The 22353-nt window shown below is 74.7% G+C and carries 21 protein-coding genes; 14 read left to right on the forward strand and 7 right to left on the reverse strand.

The genetic code is table 11. The features are described from left to right. Positions 1–162: 162 nt before the first annotated feature. The gene (ligD, locus tag ABT026_RS29510) at positions 163–1173 is read right to left on the reverse strand and encodes a non-homologous end-joining DNA ligase (RefSeq protein WP_351118246.1); all 1011 of its coding nucleotides are present in this window, start codon (positions 1171–1173) and stop codon (positions 163–165) included. 51 nt (positions 1174–1224) lie between these two features. Here ligD and ABT026_RS29515 point away from each other — a divergent pair, with 51 nt between their 5' ends. Further along, the gene (locus tag ABT026_RS29515; protein WP_351118247.1) at positions 1225–2295 is read left to right on the forward strand and encodes an ATP-dependent DNA ligase; all 1071 of its coding nucleotides are present in this window, start codon (positions 1225–1227) and stop codon (positions 2293–2295) included. Here the strand turns inward: ABT026_RS29515 and ABT026_RS29520 are convergent. Beyond that, positions 2285–3475 carry a zinc-dependent alcohol dehydrogenase gene (locus ABT026_RS29520; protein ID WP_351118248.1) on the reverse strand — a complete coding sequence of 397 codons (1191 nt, stop codon included), beginning with the start codon at positions 3473–3475 and terminating at the stop codon, positions 2285–2287. The two genes, ABT026_RS29515 and ABT026_RS29520, sit on opposite strands and share 11 nt — an antisense overlap. A 299-nt stretch (positions 3476–3774) precedes the next feature. Here ABT026_RS29520 and ABT026_RS29525 point away from each other — a divergent pair, with 299 nt between their 5' ends. Next, positions 3775–4683, forward strand: a complete 909-nt coding sequence (locus ABT026_RS29525; RefSeq protein ID WP_351118249.1) for a DUF3048 domain-containing protein — start codon at positions 3775–3777, stop codon at positions 4681–4683. 120 nt (positions 4684–4803) lie between these two features. Here ABT026_RS29525 and ABT026_RS29530 read toward each other — a convergent pair whose 3' ends face one another. Next, on the reverse strand, positions 4804–6183 hold the full coding sequence (locus ABT026_RS29530) for an SGNH/GDSL hydrolase family protein (RefSeq protein ID WP_351118250.1): 1380 nt from the start codon (positions 6181–6183) through the stop codon (positions 4804–4806). 247 nt (positions 6184–6430) lie between these two features. Here ABT026_RS29530 and ABT026_RS29535 point away from each other — a divergent pair, with 247 nt between their 5' ends. Next, the gene (locus tag ABT026_RS29535; protein WP_351118251.1) at positions 6431–6964 is read left to right on the forward strand and encodes a hypothetical protein; all 534 of its coding nucleotides are present in this window, start codon (positions 6431–6433) and stop codon (positions 6962–6964) included. 193 nt (positions 6965–7157) lie between these two features. After that, the gene (locus tag ABT026_RS29540) at positions 7158–7355 is read left to right on the forward strand and encodes an HAD hydrolase-like protein (RefSeq protein WP_502968076.1); all 198 of its coding nucleotides are present in this window, start codon (positions 7158–7160) and stop codon (positions 7353–7355) included. A gap of 51 nt (positions 7356–7406) precedes the next feature. Here ABT026_RS29540 and ABT026_RS29545 read toward each other — a convergent pair whose 3' ends face one another. After that, positions 7407–7868, reverse strand: a complete 462-nt coding sequence (locus ABT026_RS29545; protein WP_351118252.1) for a MarR family winged helix-turn-helix transcriptional regulator — start codon at positions 7866–7868, stop codon at positions 7407–7409. A gap of 315 nt (positions 7869–8183) precedes the next feature. On the opposite strand from ABT026_RS29545, the gene pcaH reads away from it, so the two are divergent. The 4 genes from pcaH to pcaDC are packed head-to-tail and all read left to right on the forward strand — an operon-like array spanning position 8184 to position 12035. After that, positions 8184–8957 carry a protocatechuate 3,4-dioxygenase subunit beta gene (pcaH, locus tag ABT026_RS29550; RefSeq protein ID WP_351118253.1) on the forward strand — a complete coding sequence of 258 codons (774 nt, stop codon included), beginning with the start codon at positions 8184–8186 and terminating at the stop codon, positions 8955–8957. Between the two features lie 5 nt (positions 8958–8962). Then, entirely contained in the window at positions 8963–9568 is a 606-nt protein-coding gene (pcaG, locus tag ABT026_RS29555) for a protocatechuate 3,4-dioxygenase subunit alpha (protein ID WP_351118254.1), read from the forward strand. Then, positions 9565–10908 (forward strand): 3-carboxy-cis,cis-muconate cycloisomerase, encoded by a 1344-nt coding sequence (gene pcaB, locus ABT026_RS29560; protein ID WP_351118255.1) that lies wholly within the window; start codon positions 9565–9567, stop codon positions 10906–10908. Before pcaG ends, pcaB begins: the two co-directional genes overlap by 4 nt. Then, a complete protein-coding gene (gene pcaDC, locus ABT026_RS29565; protein ID WP_351118256.1) occupies positions 10905–12035 on the forward strand; it encodes a bifunctional 3-oxoadipate enol-lactonase/4-carboxymuconolactone decarboxylase PcaDC in 1131 nt (376 codons plus the stop codon). Before pcaB ends, pcaDC begins: the two co-directional genes overlap by 4 nt. 317 nt (positions 12036–12352) lie before the next feature. Here pcaDC and ABT026_RS29570 read toward each other — a convergent pair whose 3' ends face one another. Then, positions 12353–15025 carry an ATP-binding protein gene (locus ABT026_RS29570; protein ID WP_351118257.1) on the reverse strand — a complete coding sequence of 891 codons (2673 nt, stop codon included), beginning with the start codon at positions 15023–15025 and terminating at the stop codon, positions 12353–12355. Positions 15026–15240: 215 nt separating this feature from the next. On the opposite strand from ABT026_RS29570, the gene ABT026_RS29575 reads away from it, so the two are divergent. Beyond that, positions 15241–16230, forward strand: a complete 990-nt coding sequence (locus ABT026_RS29575; RefSeq protein ID WP_351118258.1) for a DUF2510 domain-containing protein — start codon at positions 15241–15243, stop codon at positions 16228–16230. 275 nt (positions 16231–16505) lie between these two features. Next, complete coding sequence (locus ABT026_RS29580; RefSeq protein WP_351118259.1) at positions 16506–17492, forward strand: ABC transporter substrate-binding protein; 987 nt, start codon at positions 16506–16508, stop codon at positions 17490–17492. Between the two features lie 129 nt (positions 17493–17621). Here ABT026_RS29580 and ABT026_RS29585 read toward each other — a convergent pair whose 3' ends face one another. Continuing rightward, on the reverse strand, positions 17622–18329 hold the full coding sequence (locus ABT026_RS29585; RefSeq protein ID WP_351118260.1) for an MmyB family transcriptional regulator: 708 nt from the start codon (positions 18327–18329) through the stop codon (positions 17622–17624). Positions 18330–18539: 210 nt separating this feature from the next. Between ABT026_RS29585 and ABT026_RS29590 the strand changes: the two genes are divergently transcribed. The 4 genes from ABT026_RS29590 (at position 18540) to ABT026_RS29605 (ending at position 21298) form a co-directional block, all read left to right on the forward strand. After that, positions 18540–19235 carry a helix-turn-helix domain-containing protein gene (locus ABT026_RS29590; protein ID WP_351118269.1) on the forward strand — a complete coding sequence of 232 codons (696 nt, stop codon included), beginning with the start codon at positions 18540–18542 and terminating at the stop codon, positions 19233–19235. A 95-nt stretch (positions 19236–19330) separates the two neighbouring features. Continuing rightward, positions 19331–19855: a toxin-antitoxin system, toxin component gene (locus ABT026_RS29595; protein ID WP_351118270.1), complete on the forward strand. Its 525-nt coding sequence runs from the start codon at positions 19331–19333 to the stop codon at positions 19853–19855. Continuing rightward, positions 19852–21003: an MAB_1171c family putative transporter gene (locus tag ABT026_RS29600; RefSeq protein WP_351118261.1), complete on the forward strand. Its 1152-nt coding sequence runs from the start codon at positions 19852–19854 to the stop codon at positions 21001–21003. The genes ABT026_RS29595 and ABT026_RS29600 overlap by 4 nt, the downstream gene beginning before the upstream one ends. A gap of 67 nt (positions 21004–21070) precedes the next feature. Continuing rightward, a complete protein-coding gene (locus ABT026_RS29605; protein ID WP_351118262.1) occupies positions 21071–21298 on the forward strand; it encodes a hypothetical protein in 228 nt (75 codons plus the stop codon). Between the two features lie 28 nt (positions 21299–21326). Here ABT026_RS29605 and ABT026_RS29610 read toward each other — a convergent pair whose 3' ends face one another. Then, positions 21327–22268, reverse strand: coding sequence for a Rieske (2Fe-2S) protein (locus ABT026_RS29610; RefSeq protein ID WP_351118263.1), 942 nt, complete (start codon positions 22266–22268; stop codon positions 21327–21329). Positions 22269–22353 lie beyond the last annotated feature (85 nt).

Genomic DNA, 22353 nt, shown 5'->3' on the forward strand with positions numbered 1-22353 from the left:
GGCGGGCGCAGGGGCGGTGCCTCCGCGGCGAGCGGCTCGCCCCACCGTGCACCAGCCGACGGCCAGGTACCGCTGCCAGGTGCGGCCAGGGCAAAGGCAGCCGGGCCGGCAGCGAACGGGCAGGCAGCGAACGGCGGGCCCTCGGCGGCCGGCAGGCCCCGCTCAGGCCTTCCTGGCCCGGCTGGGCTGCACCCGCTTCGGCTCCCCGGGCATCTTCGGGTGGTCGGGCGGGTACGGCAGGTCGCCGAGCCCGTGCTCGGCCTCGTCGCGCCGCGCCAGTTCCAGCAGCGGCTCCAGGGAGAAGGCGTGGTCCTCCATGTCCGCGTGCACGTCGCCCACCTCGGCGAACCGGGCGGCCATGGTCCGGATGTCGAAGTCCTCGGGCCGGGCCTCGCCCACCTCCTCCCAGCGCAGCGGCGCCGAGACGGGGGCGTGCGGCCGGGGCCGGACGGAGTAGGCGGAGGCGATGGTCCGGTCGCGCGCGGTCTGGTTGTAGTCGACGAAGATCTTCTCGCCGCGCTCCTCCTTCCACCACCGGGTGGTGACCTGCTCCGGCATCCGCCGCTCCAGCTCCCGCCCGGCGGCGATCGCCGCGCGCCGCACCTCGGTGAAGGTCCACCGCGGCTCGATCGGCACGAACACGTGGATGCCGCGGCCTCCGGAGGTCTTGGGCCAGCCGCGCACCCCGTACTCCTCGAGGACCTGCCGCAGTTCGTGGGCCGCGGCGACCGCGTCGGCGTACCCGGTGCCGGGCTGCGGGTCGAGGTCCAGGCGCAGCTCGTCCGGCCGGTCGACGTCGGTCCTGCGGACCGGCCAGGGGTGGAAGGTCAGGGTGTTGAACTGCACGGCCCAGATCACCGCGGCGATCTCGGTGGGGCACATCTCGTCGGCGCTGCGGCCGCTGGGAAAGGTGATGTGGGCGGTGGGGATCCAGTCGGGGTGGTTCTTGGGGACGCGCTTCTGGAAGAACCACTCCCCCTCGACGCCGTCCGGGAAGCGCTGGAGGGTGGTGGGCCGCTCGCGCAGCGCCCGCACCACGCCCGGCCCGACGGCGAGGTAGTACTCGGCCACGTCCCGCTTGGTCCAGCCCCGCTCCGGGAAGAGCACCTTGTCCGGGTGGGACAGGCGCACCTTGCGTCCTCCGGCGTCCAGTTCCACGGCGTCGTCACCCATGTGTGCCACGGTAGGCGTGCCCCGGGCGGCCCGCACACGCAGAATCGCTGCATGGACCTGCCGGTGATGCCGCCCGTGAAGCCGATGCTCGCCAAGTCGGTGGCGAAGATCCCCGAGGGGATGCACTACGAGGCCAAGTGGGACGGCTTCCGCGCGATCGTGTTCCGCGACGGCGAGGAGGTGGAACTCGCCAGTCGCACCACCAAGCCGCTCACCCGCTACTTCCCGGAGCTGGTGACCGCGCTCCGGGAGCGGCTGCCCGAGCGGTGCGTGGTGGACGGGGAGATCGTGATCGCCCGCGGCGGGCGGCTGGACTTCGACGCGCTGACCGAGCGCATCCATCCGGCGGACTCCCGGGTCCGCACCCTGGCGGAGCGCACCCCGGCCTCGTTCGTCGCCTTCGACCTGTTGGCGCTGGACGACGAGTCCCTGACCGGCCGTCCCCTCACGGACCGCCGCGCCCTGCTGGAGCGGATGCTGCGCGATGTCTCCCCGCCGGTGCACCTGGCCCCCGCCACCGGGGACGTCGAGGTGGCACGGCGGTGGTTCGAGCAGTTCGAGGGGGCGGGTCTCGACGGGGTGGTGGCCAAGCCGCCGACGCTGCGCTACCTGCCGGACGAGCGCGCCATGTTCAAGATCAAGCACGAACGGACCGCGGACGTGGTGGTGGCCGGCTACCGGCTGCACAAGAGCGGTCCGGTGGTGGGCTCCCTGCTGCTCGGACTCCACGACGACCAGGGGGTGCTTCAGCACGTGGGGGTGTGCGCCGCGTTCACCATGAAGCGCCGGGCGGAGCTGGTGGAGGAGCTGGAGCCGCTGCGGCTGGACGACGTCTCCGGGCACCCCTGGGCGGCGTGGGGGGACGCGGCCGCGCACGAGAGCGCCCGGCTGCCGGGGGCGCCGAGCCGCTGGTCGGGCAAGAAGGACCTCTCGTGGGTGCCGCTGCGCCCCGATCTGGTCGTCGAGGTGGCCTACGACCACATGGAGAACGGGGCGCGGTTCCGGCACACCGCGCGTTTCCGCCGGTGGAGGCCGGACCGCACCCCGGAGAGCTGCACCTTCTCCCAGCTGGAGGAGCCGGTGCGCTACGACCTCGCGGAGGTGCTGGGCGTCAGGGGTTGATCACGACCTTGACGGCGCCGTCCCGCTTCTTCTGGAACATGTCGTACGCCTCCGGCACCGCGGAGAGCGGGACGTGGTGGGTGGCGAAGTCGTCGACGCCCAGCGGGTCCTCGTCGGTGAGCAGCGGCAGGATGTCGTCGGTCCAGCGCCGGACGTTGGCCTGGCCCATCCGCAGCTGGATCTGCTTGTCGAAGAGGGTGAGCATCGGCATCGGGTCGGCCATGCCGCCGTAGACGCCGGAGAGCGAGATGGTCCCGCCGCGCCGCACCAGTTCGATGGCGGTGTACAGGGCCGCGAGCCGGTCGATGCTGAAGCGTTCGGCGAGCGGGCCGCTGATCTTGTTGGGCAGCAGCGCGGTGGCGTTCTGCGCGAGGCGGGCGACGGCGCTGCCGTGTGCCTCGGTGCCCACCGCGTCCACCACCGAGTCGGGGCCGCGGCCTCCGGTGACGTCGCGGATCGCGGCGACCAGTTCCTTCTCGCTGTCGAAGTCGCGCAGGTCGAAGGTCTCCACCCCGCGCTCGCGGGCGCGGCGCAGGCGGTCGCCGACCAGGTCGACGCCGATGACGCGCTCCGCGCCCTGGTGCAGGGCGATGCGGCAGGCCATGTCGCCGATCGGTCCGAGGCCGAGGACGGCGAGGGTGCCGCCCTTGGGGACGGAGGCGTACTGGACGGCCTGCCAGGCGGTGGGCAGGACGTCGGAGAGGTAGAGGAACCGGTCGTCCGCCGGGCCCTCGGGCACCTTGATGGGTCCGAAGTGGGCCTGCGGCACGCGCAGGTACTCGGCCTGCGCGCCGGGGACGGCGCCGTAGAGGCGGGTGTAGCCGAAGAGCTGCGCGCCGATGCCCTCGCCGGTCACCTGCGTGGTCTCGCACTGGGTGTAGAGGCCCTGGCCGCACATCCAGCAGCTGCCGCAGGAGATCTGGAAGGGCACCACCACGCGGTCCCCCGGCATCAGGTTCGTGACCCCCGATCCGACCTCCTCGACGATGCCCATCGGCTCGTGGCCGAGGATGTCACCGGGGGTCATGAACGGGGTGAGGACCTCGTAGAGGTGGAGGTCGGAGCCGCACAGTCCGGACGAGGTGATCCGGATGATCGCGTCCGTGGGTTCCTCGATGCTCGGATCGGGGACGGTCTCCACCCGGACGTCCCGCTTGCCCTGCCAGGTCACTGCCTTCATCGCGTCGGACTCCCTGCTTCCGCATGCTCCTGTCCGTGCGACGGGTACCCGGACGGCCTACGCGAAACCGGCCGAACCGGCACGGTTCGTCCGCCGGAGGTGCGGTGGAGGGCGCGGAAGGGTAGGGCACCACGGACCGGTGCACCCTGAGAGACCGACGGATCGGCGGGCGGTAGGCAGTGGGCGTGGGACTGCGGAAGTGGCGGCGGCAGCAGGTGGGGGCACGGGTACGACCGCGGTCGGGGTCGCGATCGGGGCGGCGCGGCGGACCGGGTGGCCGCGCCGTCGGGGCGAGAGCGGTGCTCACGGCCGCGATCACCGCTCTCGCCCTGACGGGCGGATGCACCACCCCGGGCGGCCAGGACGACGCCGACCCCTCCCCCACTCCCAAAGCGGCCTCCGGCGTACTGGCCGTCAAGATCGACAACGTGCTCCCGGCGAGACCCCAGACCGGACTGGCGCAGGCCGACGTGATCTACACGGAGCAGGTCGAGGCAGGCCTCAGCCGGCTGATGGCCCTCTACTCCACCACCTTCCCCACGGCGGTGGGCCCGGTGCGCAGCGCCCGGGAGACCGATCTTCGGCTGCTGCGCGAGTTCGACGAGCCGGTGCTCGCCTACTCCGGCTCGCAGAGCCGGCTGCGGCCGCTCATCGAGGCCGCGCCGCTGCGGGCGGAGACCCCGGGGCGGCACCCGGAGGCCTGGTACCGGGGCGACGACCATCCCGCCCCGCACAACCTCTACCTGCGGCCCGGGCGCCTGGTGAAGTCGCCCGCCGGTGCGGCGGCGCTGGCCGCGGCGGGCTTCCACGAGGGCCCGGCCCCGGCGGGCGGCACGAGGGAGGAACGGCGGACGGTGCGCTTCCCTTCGGCCCGGTTCACCTTCACCTGGTCCGCGGACCGGCACGGCTGGCTGGTGGAGACCGACGGCCGTCCCACCACCGACGGAGGACGGCAACTGGCCCCGCCGACCGTGGTCGTCCAGTACGTGACGGTGCGCCAATCCGGTTTCCGGGACCGCGGGGGCAACACCACGCCGTTCAGCGAGACGGTGGGCTCCGGCAGCGCCGACCTGCTGCGGGACGGGAAGGTCTGGCCGGTGCGCTGGCAGCGGCCGACCGCGGCCGACGGCACCCGTTTCACCACCGAGGACGGCGCCGCGGTGCACACGGCGGACGGCCAGGTGTGGGTGGTGCTGGCCGAGCGGTGAGGGCCTGACTGGCGCGGCCGGGGCCGGGCGCGGCGGCCCGGCGGTGGGCCGACCCCGGGCCGCCGGCGGTGGCCACGACCGGCCGCCGGCGGCCCGGGGAGTTCACCGGGACGGGACGGGTCAGCGCAGCAGGCGGGTGGGCACCGCGTCCGCCATCGCCTTGTAGCCGGCCGGGTTGAGGTGCAGGTGGTCGCCGGTGTCGTAGGCGGGCAGCAGCTTGGTGGGCGCCTGCGGGTCGCGGACGGCGCGGTCGAGGTCGACCACCGCGTCGAACACGCCGCTGTGGCGGATCCATTCGTTGACGCGCTGCCTGGCCCGCTCGCGGTGGCCGTCCGGGTCGTCGTACGCCTCGTTGCCGCCGATGGGCGTGAGGGTGGCGCCGTACACGGCGATCCCCTTGGCGTGGGCGCGCTCGACGATCTGGCGGTACGCGGCGATCAGGTCGTCCGCGGTGGCGCGCTGGGCCGCCTCCGTGGCCTCCGCGGTGCCCAGGTCGTTGACGCCTTCGAAGACCAGCGCCCACTTCACCCCGGTGCGCGCCAGGAGGTCGCGGTCCAGGCGGGCGAGCACGTTGGGGCCGAGTCCGTCGTGCAGGACGCGGTTGCCGCCCGCCGCCTCGTTGAGGACGGCCACGTCGTCGGTGGCGGGGGAACGCAGCAGCCGCTTGTGGAGCTGGTCGGGCCAGCGGTCGTTGCCGTTGGTGGTGGAGCCGCGGCCGTCGCTGAGCGAGTCGCCGATCACCACGAGTCCGGCGGCGCGCGGCTCGTCGGTCCAGGTCTCCGCGCCGCTCAGGAAGTACCAGTGGTCGGTGCGGGTGGCGCCGGGCAGGTCGGCGTCGGTGGTGTGGTCGCCCTTGACGAGGTGCGAGGAGGTGCGGGAGCCCGGGTGGGAGGTCACCGACGAGGAGGCCTGTCCGTCGGCCAGGTACACCGTGACGGTCAGGTTGGTCCCGGCCGGCACCTTCATGTCCACGGGGTCGGAGACCGTCTGGGCGCCCATCGGCACCACGGTCGAGTTCCGTCCGCCGAAGGTGACCTGCCGGGAGGATCCGGGCTCGATCCCCGGGACGCCCGCGGCGCCGTCGGCCGGGAGGGCTACGGAGACTCGGGTCAGGGGGAGTTCGGCCCCGCCGAACGCGTTGGAGAAGCGCAGGCGGAGCTTGTCGCCGGCCACGGTCGTGCGGATGGTCTGGCGCAGGGTGCTGTCGTCCAGGACCGACTCGCCGTCCGTGAAGGGCGCGGGCGGCATGTTGTGCGGCTCGGTGAGCTGCGGCATGGACGCCCAGGTGTCCACCCAGTGGGCGCCGCCCGGGCCGATGCCGGGGGTGCGGCCGCCGGCCTGGCTCTCGCCGGGCGCGCCGGTGGCGGTGGCCGTGACGGTCACCACGACGGCGACGGATGCCACCACGGCGGTGCGCAGCAGGGACCCGGCGCGCTCGTGCACGCGCAGCCGGGAGACGGCCCGGCTGCGTCTGTCGCGGAAGGGGGTCGAGGACGACATGGGGGGCTCCCTCAGGATGCGCGACTGCGCGCCCCGCGCCCGGTGCCGGTGCGACGCGGGAACGCCTGGTTCGAAACTTTCGAGAATTACGCGAAAGTTTCCGCGAGGGAAGCTACGGAGCGCGGTGATGAGCGTCAACACCTGGGACGGAATTGGCCGTTGATGCGCGGGAGACATGTCCGGAACGCCCCGGTGGCCGCGTCGGACGCACCTTGGAGCACACGGCGTCGGCGGGCATCATGGCCGCATGACCGATCTTCCGGAGGACCGGCCCGGCCGGTCGCTGACCGCCGTCGACCCCGACGCCCTGCTGGCGCTGGCCGCAGGTCATCACTTCCGCGCGGTGCGCCCACTGGGCAGCCGTGCGGTCGCCGGGCACCTCGTGAAGCCCTATGCGATCGAGGCGCCGGGCCGGACCGTGACGTCCCACCACGCGGACGCCGCGCTGCGGGTCGCCTCCGATCACCTGGCGTCGGCCGGGCTGCGGGGTTCCCTCGGGCTCTGCGTCCTGCTCGTCCACGCCGGCGGCGACGGCGACTACGTCCTGGTGCACACCTGGATCGAGGGCTACATGTCCGACCTCGCGGTGTTCACCGGTCCGGCCGGCGACGCGACCCGGCTCCGGCCCGGCCGCACGGGCCTCGCCCCGTGCGTGTGGGAGGCGGCGGTCCTGGCCCACGAACGCGATGCCGTCACGCGGCACGTCCTGGACGGCCGCGGCACGGTCGAGGAGCGGCTCGCGGCCTGGGCCGACGACGTGCTGGAGGGCGACGTCCGGTGACCGGCACGGGCGTCCGGTGACCGGCACGGGCGTCCGGTGAGCGGCACAGCGGCGCGCCGCCTCGGCGCGCGGATCCCGTCGGCGGGGGGTTGCGGCCGGGACGTGGGCGACACCAGGATCGCCGCATGATCAAGGGCGTGATGTTCGACTTCTCCGGGACCCTCGCCTGTGGTTCCTCTCCTACGAATGCGGCGTGAAGAAGCCCGATTCCCGCATCTTCGCGATGGCGTGCGACGAGCCCGAAGTGGCGCCCGGCGATGCCCTCATGGTGGGGGACGAGCCGCACGCGGACACCGGGGCCGCCGCGCTGGGGTGCCGCGTCCATCTGGTCGACCCGCTGCCCGTCGACCGGCGCCCGGGCGCACTGGCCGAGGTGCTCCGACTGCTGTGACGTGACGGCCGGCCCGTGTCACGTGACGCGAGGGCGACCACCGGTCGCCGGCTAAGGTCGCGGCGGCCCCTGGACCGGCTGCCGGAGTTCCTCGGCAGCCTCCGAGACGCGGCGGATGAGGTCGACGAAGACGCCCTGTTCCTCGGAGCTCAGGGGGGCGAGGAGCACCTGGTTCATCCGGGCCGCGCGGAGCGTGAGCCGACGGTGGACACGCACGCCCTCCTCGGTCAGGCGCAGCAGGTAGCGGCGCCCGTCCTGGGGATCGCGGACCTTGTCCAGCAGCTCGCGCCGGATGAGCCGCCCGACCACCTCGGCGACCGTGGAGCGGTCCAGCGAGACCCGCTCCCCCACCGTGCGCTGGTCGAGGCCGGGCTCGGCCGTGACGGCGTTCATGACGGCGAACTGGGGTGAGGTTGTCTCCTCGGACACCATCGCGTTCCACAGCAGGGTGTGGGCCTGCTGCAGCCGCCGGGCGAGGTGCCCGGGATGGGTGGTGAGGTCCACCGCGGCCATACTCTCTCCCGAGGTACGAGGTGATCGGTACACGGAAGGATACCTGGCGATCCACTCTTCCGGCCTGCTGCGGACGGCCCCCGCCACGCCCCTGATTGTGCAGGTGGCAGGGTTGTCCCTTGACGCCTGGGCGGAGCTGATGAAAACGTGGAGCGGCCCCGAGGAATTAGTCAGTGCTCTGATTAATCGACCTCCCGGGGTCACGACTGCGGCGGGCGTGGTCCGAAGGGGAGTGCCGGCCTCTTCGGCCCGCGCCCCGCCCTCACGCAGGCCGGTCCACGAAGGCCCGCCCGACCGAAGGAGGTCGCCGCCACCATGGCCCTCACCCAGCACGACATCGACGCGGAGATCACCGCCGAGCGCGAGGCCTACGAGCAGCGCGTCGCCGGCGGGGCTCCGGTGGAGCACCACCCCGACCGCGGCTATGCCCCGTACCGCTCCTCGGTGCTGCGTCATCCCCGGCAGCCGCCGGTGAACATCGACGTCACCAAGGACCCCGAGCTGGTCGAGCTCTCCTCCCCCGCCTGGGGCGAGCGGGACATCACGGAGACCGACAACGACCTCACCCGTCAGCACCGCGGCGAGCCGATCGGTGAGCGCATCACCGTCGAGGGCCGTCTGCTCGACCGTGACGGCCGCCCGGTCCGCGGCCAGCTGGTCGAGATCTGGCAGGCCAACTCGGCCGGCCGCTACGCCCATCAGCGCGAGCAGCACGACGCCCCGCTGGACCCCCACTTCACCGGCGCCGGCCGCACCCTCACCGACGGCGACGGCTTCTACCGGTTCACGACGATCCAGCCGGGCCCCTACCCGTGGCGCAACCACACCAACGCCTGGCGCCCCGCGCACATCCACTTCTCGGTGTTCGGCCGGTCGTTCACCCAGCGCCTGGTCACCCAGATGTACTTCCCGAACGACCCGCTGTTCCCCTACGACCCGATCCTGCAGTCGGTCACCGACGACGCGGCGCGGCAGCGGCTGATCGCGACCTACGACCACGACCTGTCGGTGCCGGAGTTCTCCCTCGGCTACCGCTGGGACATCGTGCTCGACGGCCCGAGCGCCACCTGGATGGAAGAAGGACGCTGACCGCCATGACGACGATCGACCCCAGCCGCCCCGAGACGGTGCTGCCCACCCCGTCCCACACGGTCGGCCCGTTCTACGGCTACGCCCTGCCCTTCCCCGGCGGCCCCGAGGTCGCCCCGCTGGGCCACCCCGACACGGTCACCGTCCACGGCTACGTGTACGACGGCGAGGGCTCTCCGCTGCCGGACGCGCTCGTGGAGATCTGGGGCCCCGGCCCCGACGGCTCGGTGCCCGCGGCCACCGGCTCGATGCGCCGTGATCCGGCCTCGGGCGGCTTCGCCGGCCGCAACGGCCTGGAGTTCACCGGCTTCGGCCGCATCCAGACGGACGCCGACGGCCACTGGGTGGCCCGCACGCTGCGTCCCGGCGCGCGCGGCGGCAACGCGCCGTACATCGCCGTCTGCGTGTTCGCCCGCGGCCTGCTGATGCACCTGTTCACCCGGATCTACCTGCCGGGCGACGACGCCGCGCTGGCCGCCGACCAGGTGCTCCGGCAGGTGGCCGAGGACCGGCGCCGCACGCTGATCGCCACCGAGCAGTCGTCCGCGACGTACCGTTTCGACATCCACCTGCAGGGCGAGAACGAAACGGTCTTCCTGGAGTTCCAGTGACATCGCCGTCCCACCTCCCACAGTCCGAGGCCGGTCTGCTCTCCCCCGGGCGCGCCGGCTCCCCGGTGGCCGGGGCCACCGGCGACACCGCCTTCCTGGCGGCGCTGCTGGACGCCGAGGCCGCGCTGACCCGCGCCCAGGCCTCGCTGGGCCTGGCGCCCGCCGAGGCCGCCGCCGCGGTGACCGACGCCGCCGTCCCGGACCGCTTCGACCTGCTCTCGCTGGCCCGGCGGGCCGCGGCCGGCGGCAACCCGGTGATCCCCCTGGCGGCCGACCTCACGGCGGCCGTCGGCGCGGCGCACGGCCCGTACGTCCACCGGGGAGCCACCAGCCAGGACATCATGGACACCGCCACCATGCTGGTGGCCGCCCGCACCCTGGACCTGGTCCTGGCCGACCTGGACCGCACCGGGGGCGCGCTGGCCCGGCTGGCCGCCGCACACCGTGACACGCCGATGCCGGGGCGGACCCTGACCCAGCACGCGGTGCCCACCACCTTCGGACTGAAGGCCGCCGGGTGGCGCTGTCTGGTGCTGGACGCCCGGGACCGGCTGCGCGCCGTCCGTGGCGCACTGCCGGTCCAACTGGGCGGTGCGGCGGGCACCTTGGCGGCGTTCGGCGCCTACGGGGCGGACGACCCGCTGCCGCTGGTGGCCGCCTACGCCCGGGAGCTGGGGCTCGTGGAGCCGTCACTGCCCTGGCACACGCTGCGCACCCCGGTCGCCGATCTCGCCGGGGCGCTGGCGTTCACCGCCGGGGCCCTGGGCAAGCTGGCCGCCGACGTCCTGACGCTGGCCCGTACCGAGATCGCGGAGCTCGCCGAGGCGAGCGGCGGCGGGTCCTCCGCCATGCCGCACAAGGCGAACCCGGTCCGCTCCACCCTGATCGCCGCCGCGGCCCGCCGCGCCCCCCAGCTGGCGGCGACGCTGTTCGGCTCGATGGCCGCCGAGGACGAACGCCCGGCGGGCGCCTGGCACGCCGAGTGGGAGCCGCTGCGGGATCTGCTGCGGGCGGCGGGCTCGGCGGCCGAGCAGGCCGCCGAACTCACCGAGGGGCTGCGGGTGGACGCCGCGGCGATGCGCGCCCACCTGGGGGCGACCCACGGCCTGATCGTCTCCGAGCGGCTCTCCGTGGCACTCGCGCCGGTGCTGGGACGTGCCCGGGCCAAGGAACTGCTCACCGCCGCCGCACGCCGCGCCTACGCGGAAGGGCTGCCGCTGCTCGAGGCGCTGCGGGCGGAGCCGGACCTCGAAGGCGTCGACCTGGAGTCGCTCACCGACCCCACCGACTACACGGGCAGCGCCGCCGCCCTCACCGACCGCGCACTGGAGCGACGTTGACGAAGAAGACACTGAACCACCGCGCCGAGGGCCCCACTTCGGCCGATCCGCTGCTGCTGGGTCCCTCGCTGGGCACCTCGCTGGCCCTGTGGGACGCGCTCGCGCCCGAACTGGCCGTCAACCACCGGGTGATCCGCTTCGACCTGCCCGGGCACGGCGGCTCCCCGGCCGGGCTGATCGGCCCCGGAGCGACGGTGGGCGACATCGCCGGCCTGGTGCTGGAGCTCGCCGACGAGCTGGGCCTGGAGCGGTTCGCCTATGCCGGCGTGTCGTTGGGCGGCGCGGTCGGGCTGCATCTGGCGGTGCACCATCCGGAGCGCGTCTCCTCGCTGGCCGTGATCTGCTCCTCGGCGCACTTCAACGGGGCGCGGCCCTGGGAGGAACGCGCGGCGGCGGTCCGGGCGGGTGGTCCCGCCACGATGCGGGAACTGGCGGGCTCGGCCGACGCGCGCTGGTTCACTCCGGGCTTCACGGTGGAGCGGCTGGTGGACGACCACCGCGCGGCCGACCCGGACTCCTACGCGGCGTGCTGCGACGCGCTGGCCGCCTTCGACCTGCGCGGGCGTCTCGCCGAGGTCCGCACGCCCACGTTGCTGGTCGCGGGCCGTGAGGACCCGGCGACCCCGCCGGCCCATCTGCGGGAGATCGCGGACGCGGTCCCCGGGGCGTCGCTGACCGAGATCCCCGGCGCCTCGCACCTGCCGCCGGCACAGCGGCCCGAGGCCGTGCTGGCCGCGCTGCGGGGGCACTTCACGGGCTTCGCGGAGCGGGGTGTCGCGGTGCGCCGGGAGGTGCTGGGCGACGCCCACGTGGACCGGGCGCAGGCCCGGCAGACGCCGTTCACCGCGCGGTTCCAGGACTTCATATCCCGCTACGCCTGGGGCGAGATCTGGACCGATCCCACGCTGACTCGCCGCGAGCGGTCACTGGTGACGCTGACCGCCCTGGTGGCGCACGGTCACCTGGACGAGCTGGCGATGCACGTGCGGGCGGCCCGGCGCAACGGGCTGTCCGCCGACGAGATCGGCGCGGTCCTGCTCCAGGCCGGCGTGTACCTGGGCGTTCCGGCCGCCAACTCCGCCTTCGCGGTGGCCCAGCGGGTCCTGGCGGAGGACGGCGACATCTGACGGCCCGGGGTGCGGCGCGGCCCACCGCCGCCACGCCCCGGCGTCCGCCGCCCGGTTCCCGCGCCTCGAACGCCCGCGTGCCGACGCTCCGGCGGCCGCCGCCCGGGTGTCCGCGCTCCGCACGTCCGGGTGCCCGGGACCACGTACGCCCGGGTGCCGGTCCTCCGGCGTCCGCCGCCCGGGTGCCCACGCCTCATACGCCGGGGGCCGGTGCTCCGACGGCCGCCGCCCGGGTGCCCGCGCTCCGTACGTTCGGGTGCCCTGGACCCCGTACGCCCCGGGCTCGGACCGGGCCCGCGGGCGGGAGCCGCAGCGGGTCAGTCGGAGGCGCCCAGCCTGCGCAGGGCCCGGCGGGCCCGGTCCGCCACCGCGTCGGCGCCGCAGGCCTCCGCCAGGTCCAGGCCGCGGCGGAGTTCGGCGACGGACTCCGCCAGCTCCCCGTACTCCACGCGTGCCGCGGCGTGTTCGTACTGGCACGGGGAGTCCTCGAGCGTCTTGGCCGCCCGCCCTGCCAGTTCGAGGGCGCGGTGCCTGGGCGCGAGGGCGGCCTCGCAGCGCAGCGCCTCGCCGATCGCCGTCCAGGTGCCCGATCTCTCCGCGCCGGCTCGCACCGTCGCCGCCAGCTCGGCGGCCCGGGCGGGGTCCCGGTCTGCGAGTGCCCTGGCCAGGTCCGCCGCCCAGGGGGCGACCAGGTGGTTGCGGTGCCCGCGTTCGGCGGCCGTCCGGCCGGCCGCCTCCAGTTCCTCGATGCCCTCCTCGGTGCGGCCCACCGCGAGGAGCAGCCGGCCGCGGATCGAGCGGGCGTCGGGCAGCAGGATCGTCGAGGGGTAGGGCGCCCCGAACTCGTAGCGCTCGGCGACCTCCATCGCCTCCTCGGGGCGGCCACGGGCGATCAGGGTGTCGACCAGGTTGCAGAACGCGGTCCAGTGCAGCGGCAGCCGGCGTCCCACCCGGTCGGCGAGCCGCAGCGACTCGCGCAGGGTGGTCTCCGCCTCCCGCAGGCGGCCGCGGCGGCGCAGCGCGAGACCGAGGTATCCGTAGGAGAGCGAGACGTGGCCGCCGCTCCAGCCGGCCGTCTCGTACTCGCGGACCGCCTCGGCGAAGAGCGCCTCGGCGCGGTCGAGGCGGTCGGTGTAGGCGTAGATGGCGGCGATCATCAGCGGGAGCTCGAAGCCCCAGCCGCTGTCCGTCCAGCCGACCCCGGGGGCGAGCCGGCCGTTGACCAGGGCGCGGTCGCAGATGGCGACGACCTCGTCGGCGTCGCCGCCGCGCATCATGACGTCGAAGCCGTGCACGATCAGCAGGGCGCGCTCGGCGTTGTCCCGGCCGGTGCAGGCGGAGGCGAGTTCGGTCAGGTGCCGGGAGCGGTCGGGCGAGTCGGCCTCGGCGGCGTGGATGCCCTCCCACAGGAACTGGCAGGCCTTCAGCCGCAGCCTGGCCGGTCCGTGTTCGTGCCGTGCGGCCTCCGCGCGCACGGTGCGGATCGCCTCGCCGACCTGGTCGTTGTGGAGCAGCGCCTGGGAGAGCCGGACCACGGCGTCGACGCGGTCGCAGACGTCCAGCCCCGGCAGGGCGAGCGCGTCGCGCAGGTGGCCGATGGTGACGGCGGGCGCGGTGAGCAGAGTGGCGCAGCCCAGTTCGTAGAGCACCCGGGGGTGGGCCTCCGGGCGCGGCGGTTCCCTCAGGGCGCGTTCCAGGCAGGCCCGGGCGGCGGCCGGGGCGCCGACGGCGAGGTGCGCGCGGGCCGCCTCACGCAGCTGCTCGACGACCTCCTCGTCGTCGTCGGGGTGGACCTGCAGCAGGTGCCGGGAGGCGGCCGCGGCGCCGCGGCCGGAGTCGGTGACGACCCGGGCGGCGATGCCGTGCATGGCGGTGCGCAGGCTGTCGGGTATCGAGTTGTAGACGGCGGACTCGATGAGCGGGTGGGTGAACTCCAGCTCTCCGGCGGCGGGCTGCCGGCCGAGCGGGTCGGGGGCGGTGAGGATGCGGGCCTCGCACAGGATCCCGGCGCAGCGCACGGCCACCGCCGGGCGCAGCGTGGCGAGTTCGGCCACCAGGTCGACGGTGATGCCGGCGCCGAGGATGGCGGCGGCCCAGGCGAAGCGGGTGGCCTCGATGCCCAGTTTGTCCAGGCGGGAGACGAGACCGCCGCCGCGGGCGGCGCGGTTGAGGTCGCGCAGTTCGTGGGCGGAGGACTCGACGGGTTCCATCTCCGCGTCGCGGACCTTGGCGAGCAGCTCGACGGTCTCGTACGGGTTTCCCCCGGTGACCGCCCAGACCTCGCGGCAGAACGGGTCGTCGGCGTGCCGTCCGACGGTGTCGCGGGTGAGGCCGGCGGTGGCGTCGGGGGTGAGGGTGCGCAGGGAGGTGACCGCGCCCGCGGCGTCGACGACGCGCTGGAGGTACTCGGCGCGTTCCCCGCTGATCTCGCCGGGGCGGCTGGTCACCAGGACCAGGACGGAGGTGTCCTCCAGGCGCACGCACAGCTCGGCGAGCCACCGCAGGGTCTCCAGGTCGGCCCAGTGCGCGTCGTCGACGAGCAGGACCAGGGGGTACTCGCGGCGCGCGAGGCGGCGCACGACCCGTACCAGGCCGTCGCAGACGGAGCCGGGGTCCGGGTTGCGGCCGCCGGGCTCGATGATGCCGAGGGCGGGGCCCGCGATGTCGAACCAGTCGCCGAGGTACTCGCGGGCCTCCTCGGGGAGCAGGGCGAGCAGCGCGGGCTGAAGGAGCTGGCGCACCACGTTGTACGGGACCGAGCGGAGGGTCTCCCCGGCGCGCGCCGACCAGACGGTGCAGCCGCGGAGCTCGGCGATGCGGTGGGCCTCGCCCAGCAGGGCGGTCTTGCCGAGGCCCGCCTCGCCGCGCAGGACGAGGAAGCGGCCCGCGGGGGCGTGCCCGGTGCACAGGCTGTCGACGGCCCGCTCGATCGCGGCGACCTCTTCGTCACGTTCCCAGAGCAAGGCCGAACCGGGCCGTTCCTCGGTCACTTCCGTTCCCTCCCCAGGTCACCCGGACGACGTGCGCCTGGTGAGCCTAGCCCGCCGCGGGCCTGGGCACACGCTCCGCTCCGCGGGACGTGTCGCGGGACACGCCGCACGGCGGGCGACTTCAACCCCGTTGCACCGGGGCGGCGTTGGGAGCGCCAGTGGTTCTTCGGCGACCCTCCCGCGACACCTTCACCGTTGCCCCATACCTTTGACGCATGACGCAGGCTATTCCTCCCGGGTGGTACCCGGATCCCGGGCACACGACCGACGGCCCCAGCGGCGTGCGGTGGTGGGACGGCGGCGCGTGGACGCAGCACACGCTGCCGGCCGGCGCCCCCGTCCCGCCGGGCCCGCCCTCGGCCGGCTCCTCCGCGCAGGCGATCGCCGCGCATCCCACCCTGGCCGGGGGCGACCTCTCGGCGCCGGGGCAACCGGCGTTCCCCGCCTACCCGGCGTACCCGGCGTACGGCGTCCAGCCGCCGCCCCGGAAGCGGCGCGGGGCGCTGGTGGCCGGGATCGTGGCCGCGGTCGTGGTGGTGGCGGGCGGCGCGGTCGGGGGCGTCCTGCTGCTCGACCGCGGTGACGACCGGGCCGGACCGCAGCCGCGGGAGACGCGCGCGCAGGACGGCGCGCCGGGTGAGGAGGAGGCGCCCGGGAGCCCGGAGAAGATCACCGAGGGGCCGGTGCCGGACCCGGCGAACGGCATCAGCCTTCCGCTGCCGGACGGCTGGACGGGTTCGGCGCACGAGGCGGGCGCACAGGTGGGGGCCGACAAGACGTATCCCTGCCCGGGCACCCCGTCCAAGGACTGCACGCCGGGCGGCGCCTACTCGCTGCCCGCCGAGGGCCTGGGGTTGCAGGGCACCGCCGAGGCGGTGGCCCGCGCGGACATCGCCGCCAACATGGAGGACTCCTACGGCGGTGACACCTACGGGTCGATCACCTCGCACAAGGAGCTCGACGCCGGCCCGGTGACGGTCGCCGGGCAGAAGGGCTACCGGGTCCGCTGGTCGGCGGTGACCGAGGAGGGCGCGGACGGCGTCGTCGAGTCCCTGGCCTTCCCGTCCCCGGCGGACCCGGAGCGGATGGTCCTGGTGCGGTTCGGCATCGACGCGGGTCAGGACCTCTCGGTGATCGAGGAGATCACCGAGGGCATCGAGAAGTCCGAGCTGGGGGCCGCGCCGGGGTCCGGCGAGGAGGTCTGACAGCACTCCGGAAGGCCGGTTCCGCGCGCCCACGGCGGCGCCGAACCGGCCTTCCGGCATGCCCGGAGGCCACCGGACGGTGTCGAACCGGCCCGCGCCGCGGCCGTGTTCCCCGGTGGGACCGGGCGGCGGCCGAAGTGTCAACAATTCTGTCAGCCGGTCGATTGACCGGGGGCGGCCCGCGATCTACCGTCACGCAGCGAGCGCGCCCCACCGCGCGGCAGAACCCTGAATCGCACCCGCCTCCTCCCCTCTCCCCCGTCCTTGGAGTAGCCATGCGTCGCCTGCTCGCCGGTGTAGCCACCGGCGCCCTCCTGCTCACCGCGACGGCCTGCGGCTCGTCCGGCGACTCCTCGACGGACAAGGGCTCCTCGTCGGACAAGGGCTCCTCGGCCGGCGGCGTCACCACCGTCAAGGTCGGCATCATCCCGATCGTGGACGTCGCGCCCCTCTACCTGGGGCAGGAGAAGGGCATCTTCAAGAAGCACGGGCTCAAGCTCGAGTTGACGCCGGCGCAGGGCGGCGCGGCCATCGTGCCCGGCGTGGTCAGCGACCAGTTCCAGTTCGGCTTCTCCAACATGGCCTCGCTGATGATCGCCCAGTCCAACGGCGTCCCGGTGAAGGCCGTGGTCAACGGCGTCGCCACCACCGGCGTGAAGGGCAAGGACTTCGGCGCCCTGGTGGTGAAGGAGGACAGCGGCATCACGTCCGCCAAGGGGCTCGAGGGCAGGAAGGTCGCGGTCAACACCCTGAAGAACATCAACGACACCACCGTGCGCGAGTCGGTGCGTGAGGCGGGCGGCGACCCCTCCACGGTGAGGTTCGTCGAGATCGCCTTCGACCGGATGCCGGCCGCCCTGGACTCCGGGGAGATCGACGGCGCGATGGCCGTGGAGCCCGCGCTGAGCACGGCGAAGAGCCAGGGCGCCAAGGAGGTCTCCTCCTCCTACGTGGACGTGTCGGACAAGCTGACCGTCGCCATGTACTTCACCTCCGCGCAGTACGCGCAGCAGAACCCGAAGGTGGTGGAGAAGTTCACGGCGGCCACCAAGGAGGCGCTGGCCTACGCCGACGGCCACCCGGACGAGGTGCGCGACGTCCTGACCACGTACACGAAGATCCCGCCGAAGCTGCTGCCCGAGCTGACCCTGCCGAAGTGGCCGGCCGACGCCGACCGGGCCTCCATCGAGACCCTGCGCGACCTCGGTGAGAAGGACGAGCTGTACACGAAGACCCCGGACCTGGACGCGCTGCTGCCGTGAAGCACGTCGATCTCGTTCTCGGCGCGGCCGGGCTAGCGGCCTTCCTCGCCCTCGGCGAGGCGGTGCCTCGGCTCGGCATCGTCGAGGAACCCGCAGGGCGACTGAGGGCACGGGGTCCGGCGGGCCGGGTCAGTCGTCGGAGGCGGCGCTGTGGACCAGGGAGAGGTGTCCGCGCCCCCGCGGCGGGCGACGGGCCGCGACGGCGGCGGTCTCGCGCGCCGGGTCCGGTTCGGCCTCAGGATGGGGGCCGGGATCGGGGCCGGGCTCGGGCAGCACCAGCGTCATCCGCTCGTACCCCAGCTCCGACAGGGCGGCGGGCGTCTCGACCACCAGGCGGCACTCGCGCACCGTCCGTCCTGCCCCGGGACCCAGCAACGGGCGCAGCGAGCCGTCGTGTTCGCGCGCGGCGCGCTCACCCACCGCGTGCACCCAGTGCGGCAGCCCCTGCCGGTAGGCGGCCTCCATCAGCGGGTCCTCGGCGATCTCCCGGCGGACGGCCTGGAGCACCGGGTCGTCCGCGAAGCGCTCGACGAGGAAGGCGAACCGGGCCAGCGCCGGCAGGCACCACCGGACCTCCCGGTCGGCGAGCACCAGGGACGCGTCGGGGTGGAAGAGGACGAACCGCAGGAAGTTGTCGTGCGGCATCGCGGTGGGATGCGGCCCCACGGCGCGGAAGAGTTCGGTGAACGCCTCGTTGGCGAGCACCACGTCCCAGCGCCGGTCGAGCAGCACCGAGGGGAACGACACGCCCTCCAGGAGTGCGGCGTAGTCCCTCAGGTAGTCCTCGTCGGGCCCCGGCCGCGGTTGCGGGCGCCGGCCTCCTGCCCGAGCTGTCATCGGGAGGTTCCCCCTCTCGGCTCCGGCCCCATCGGCGGCCCCGATCCTCGCCGCCTCAAGGCACGCGTGTCAACCATTGTGGCATTTCAGGGGTGTTGGCGACGGGATCCGGCCACAGTTGTGGCGGAACCTGGAGGGTCGCACGGTCCCCCGCTAGTCTCACCGGGTCCGGACGGACAGGACGCGGGAGTGACTGCGGTGGCTGGTGACATGGAGAACCGGGGCGCCGGGCAGGCCGCCCCGCTGCGGGCCGTGGCCGCCCGGGTCTCCTCGCTGGCCGACCGGCTGGGCGTGCCGCGCGAGGAGGTCTTCGACGTCTCGCGGCTGTCGGCGGCCTCCGGTGTTCCCGAGGGCGCCGTCAAGGCCCTGCTGAACGGCCGGCCCGGCGGCGAGCGCGACGTGCAGACGCGGTTCCTTCAGCGGCTCGACCTGCTGCGCCGCACCCGGCTGAGGCCGGACGGCCGCCGCTACACCCAGCGGGAGATCGCCGACGGGGCCGGTATGTCGCGCCAGCAGGCCGGCGCCCTGCTCAACGGCGACCGGCGGCCCACCATGGAGCACTGCGACGCCCTGCAACGCTTCTTCGGCGTGCACGCCGGGTTCCTGACCGCGGAGGACCCGGAGGCGTTGACCGGTGCGCTGCAGCGCACCGAGCGCGAACTGCTGCGCCGGCTGGCCGACCGCGAGGCGCGGCCGCCCTCCCCGGACCCGGCGGCCGGCTCCGTCCCCGCCCGGTCGCACGCCGGGACGGACGTCGCCGAGGACGCGCTGGAGCGTCTGCTGCGCGACCACGGGGTGCGCGGCATCGCCTGGCGGGCGGCGCAGCTCCCGACCGACCAGCACCGGGACAAGGTCGCCGAATGGCTGGACATGCTGTTGGAGAGCGTCCGACGGCCGGAGTCGTGACCTTGGGCTTCGTCAGGGGAGGAACCGGCTGCGTCGGTCAGGCGCTGGCGCGGACTGCCGCGGGACGGCTCCGGGCGCTGCGCGTGCGCCGGGAGATGGCCCGGTTGTGCGAGGCGTTGCTGGCGGGGCTGTCCCTGCCGGCCGAGGCCGGGGCGGAGGAGACGCACCGGGCGCTGTGCTCGGTGATGAGCGGTCTGCGGGGCCGTCCGGTGCGCTTCCGCACCGCGGTCTTCCCGCCGGGCACGGCCAGCGGCCTGTGGCTGGCCTTCGACGACCAGGACGTCGTCGTGGTCGAGGAGCGCACCGCGCCCAACCACCAGCTGGTGATCCTCGGACACGAGCTGTGGCACATGGCGGCCGGCCACCGGGGCGGTCCGGTGGACGGGGTGCCGGTGGCGGCCCGGACCCGTTTCGACCGGTGGGAGGAGGCGGAGGCCGAGCGCTTCGGGCTGCTGCTGGCGAGCCGCTTCCGAGCCTGGACTCCGACCGTTCCCGCGGCGCCCTCCGCGGCCGCCCCGCCGGGGCGCGACCCGTCGTGGCCGGACGGCCTGGTGCGCCGGATCGAGGCGTCGCTCGGCGGCGACCGTCCGGCCTCCCGGCACGGGGCTGACGGTCCGTGAACGACGTCAGCTACTACGTCCCCGCCATGGCGATGGCGGTGCCGCTGGTGCTCAAGGGCCGCAGCACCGCGTCCTGGCGGGATCCGCTGCTGCGGTCGGTGTGCGCGCTGCTGCTGCTCACGGCACTGGCCTTCACCTTCGCCGCGCCGCCCAGCATCGCGGCGGTGAACCGCCTCACCGGCGTCCCGAACGCCTCGGCGCCCTTGGTCTACGCGCTGTTGACGGCGGTCTGCGCGGCCAGTCTGGTGCTGATCGTCAGCTGGCGCGGCGGCCCGCCCGGCACCACCCGCCGTCTGACGGTGCGGTGCACGGCGGGCTTCGGCGCGGTGATCGTGGTGATGTGCGCGCTGTTCGCGCTGGGCGACGCGCCGGTGGAGCGCCTGCGGGACTTCGACACCTACTACGCGACCACGCCGTACCTGCGCGAGATGGTGCTGCTGTACCTGCTCTCGCTGTTCGCCTCCGGTGTGGCGATGAACGTCCTGTGCCTGCGCTGGCTGGGCCGGGTGGGCAGCCGGCCGCTGCGCACCTCGCTGCTGCTGATCGCGCTGGGCTTCGGCTTCTGCGCGCTGTACGCGGTCGCCAAGCTCGTCGCGGTGGGGGCCCGCTGGGCGGGCGGCGACCTCGACGCGCTGAGCACCTCGGTGGCGCCGGCCCTGGCGGCCGGCGGCGGGGTGCTGAGCGCGGCCGGGTTCTCCCTGCCGCTGCTGTGGTCGGTGCCGGCCCGGCTGCTCGGCGACGCCTGGTCGGCGTGGCGCTCGTACCGCGCGCTGGCGCCGCTGTGGCGGGCGCTGCGGCCGGTGTCGGCGGCAGGCGACGAGGGGCGGGCGGCGGTGCGGGTCGGCTGGTGGTCGCCGCCGTCGCTGCGGGCGGTGCAGCGGCAGGCGGAGATCCACGACGCGCTGCTGGTCCTGTGCCCGCACTTCGACCCGTCGGTGCGCGAGCGGGCCCTGGCCGCCGCGGTGGCGGCGGGCGCGGCGACGGAGCGGGCGTACGCGCAGGCGGACGCGGTGATGGTCGTGGAGGCGGTGCGGGCCCACGGCAGGGCCGCGGACGCTGCGGCGGCCGACGCGGCGGCGGGGCCGCCCGCCGAGGGACCCGAGGACCTGGTCCGGCTCTCCCGGGCGTTGCGCGCCCTGCGCGTATGACGTCCTGTCAGTGGCACGCGGCACGCTGGGGGTGAGAGTTGCGCGACCGCCCGAGGAGTTGCCGAGGATGACCACCACCACCGTGCCCACCGACCGTGAGCGGCGCGCCGCGCAGGCGTACCTGCGGCTGCTGAACGCGGTACGGGCCGCGTTCGCCGAGGCGGGAGGCGGCCCCGTCGCGGTGCCCCCGGCGGTGCTCGCCGAGGCCGACCGCGCGCTGCGCGAGGCGGGCCTGACGGGCACCGAGGAGATCTTCCTGCGGCGGGTGGGCCGCCACGCCGCGTCGCCGAGGTAGCGCCGCCGGGCCCGCGCGGGCCCGCAGCTCAGCCCGCCCCGGCCGGTGCCTCCTCCTGGCTCGCGGGGGCGATGCCCCGCAGCCTGACCTCGAGGCGCCCGTCGACCACCCGTGTGTCGAACGCGGGCTGCGGCGCCGTGGCGGGTCCCCGCACGTTCCAGCCGTCCTCGAGCCGGAACACGCTCCCGTGCCAGGGGCACCGCACGCAGCCGTCGGAGATCTCCCCCTGCGAGAGCGGACCCGCCAGGTGGCTGCACTGGTCGGCGAGCACCCGGACGGTCTCCTCGTCGACCCGGACGACCATCACCGGGACGTCGTCCACCTGCCGCCGGACCGCCTGTCCGACCGGAAGGTCGGCCACGGGGCCGAGGCCGTGCCAGCCCGGCCGCACCAGGTGGGGCACCTGTTCGGCGTGGTTGGCTCCCGCGGCCTGACGGTAGGCGAGGTGGCCGCCGAGGGCGCCGCCGGCCGACACGGCCGCGAGCCCCGCCACCGCCAGTCCCCGGCCGAGCCCCTGACGCCCGCTCCGCCGCGCCGCGTAGGAGCCCGCGTACAGCCAGACGGCGGCGTTGTTGAGCGCCGCGTGCAGGAGCCCCACCCGCCGCTGCTGGCGTTGCAGGTCGGCCCAGTCCACCCAGCCGGCGACCGCCGCGGGCCCGGCCACGGCGAGGCCCACCCCGACGAGCCGTCGCGCCGCCCTCTCCTGTCCGGGCAGCAGGTCCAGGACCGCCGTGGACATCCACGCGCCGACGGGCAGCTGGACCAGCACGGGATGCAGCGGGTGGCCGATCGGCAGCCCGTGCAGGAGGTCCCGGCCGCGGCGTCCCAGGGGCGCCGCCCGCACCACCTTCTGCACCGCGTCCGCCAGCCGGTCGGCCCCGCCCCACCGCTCCAGGCCGTCCAGCAGCAAGGCGACCCGCCCGGGCCCGCGACTCTCCGTGCACATCTCGTCACGTTCGGTTGTCTGCATGCGGCGCGAGTAGCCCTCGCGCACGGAAGGAAACGTGGATCGGGCGGACTCCTCCACGCCGCCCGGAACGGGGCGACACGCGGGA

It is taken from the genome of Streptomyces sp. NPDC002734 (genome assembly GCF_040295685.1).
GTDB lineage: Bacteria > Actinomycetota > Actinomycetes > Streptomycetales > Streptomycetaceae > Streptomyces.

Bases quoted from the DNA above. Each gene is read 5' to 3' on its own strand.
- ABT026_RS29595 (WP_351118270.1), top strand. From the start codon at position 19,331: ATGGCCCGGTTGTGCGAGGCGTTGCTGGCGGGGCTGTCCCTGCCGGCC.
- ABT026_RS29515 (WP_351118247.1), top strand. From the start codon at position 1,225: ATGGACCTGCCGGTGATGCCGCCCGTGAAGCCGATGCTCGCCAAGTCG.
- ABT026_RS29585 (WP_351118260.1), bottom strand. From the start codon at position 18,329: ATGACAGCTCGGGCAGGAGGCCGGCGCCCGCAACCGCGGCCGGGGCCC.
- ABT026_RS29590 (WP_351118269.1), top strand. From the start codon at position 18,540: ATGGAGAACCGGGGCGCCGGGCAGGCCGCCCCGCTGCGGGCCGTGGCC.
- ABT026_RS29610 (WP_351118263.1), bottom strand. From the start codon at position 22,268: ATGCAGACAACCGAACGTGACGAGATGTGCACGGAGAGTCGCGGGCCC.
- ligD (WP_351118246.1), bottom strand. From the start codon at position 1,173: ATGGGTGACGACGCCGTGGAACTGGACGCCGGAGGACGCAAGGTGCGC.
- pcaH (WP_351118253.1), top strand. From the start codon at position 8,184: ATGGCCCTCACCCAGCACGACATCGACGCGGAGATCACCGCCGAGCGC.
- ABT026_RS29605 (WP_351118262.1), top strand. From the start codon at position 21,071: ATGACCACCACCACCGTGCCCACCGACCGTGAGCGGCGCGCCGCGCAG.
- ABT026_RS29575 (WP_351118258.1), top strand. From the start codon at position 15,241: ATGACGCAGGCTATTCCTCCCGGGTGGTACCCGGATCCCGGGCACACG.
- pcaG (WP_351118254.1), top strand. From the start codon at position 8,963: ATGACGACGATCGACCCCAGCCGCCCCGAGACGGTGCTGCCCACCCCG.
- ABT026_RS29545 (WP_351118252.1), bottom strand. From the start codon at position 7,868: ATGGCCGCGGTGGACCTCACCACCCATCCCGGGCACCTCGCCCGGCGG.
- ABT026_RS29530 (WP_351118250.1), bottom strand. From the start codon at position 6,183: ATGTCGTCCTCGACCCCCTTCCGCGACAGACGCAGCCGGGCCGTCTCC.
- ABT026_RS29520 (WP_351118248.1), bottom strand. From the start codon at position 3,475: ATGAAGGCAGTGACCTGGCAGGGCAAGCGGGACGTCCGGGTGGAGACC.
- ABT026_RS29535 (WP_351118251.1), top strand. From the start codon at position 6,431: ATGACCGATCTTCCGGAGGACCGGCCCGGCCGGTCGCTGACCGCCGTC.
- ABT026_RS29580 (WP_351118259.1), top strand. From the start codon at position 16,506: ATGCGTCGCCTGCTCGCCGGTGTAGCCACCGGCGCCCTCCTGCTCACC.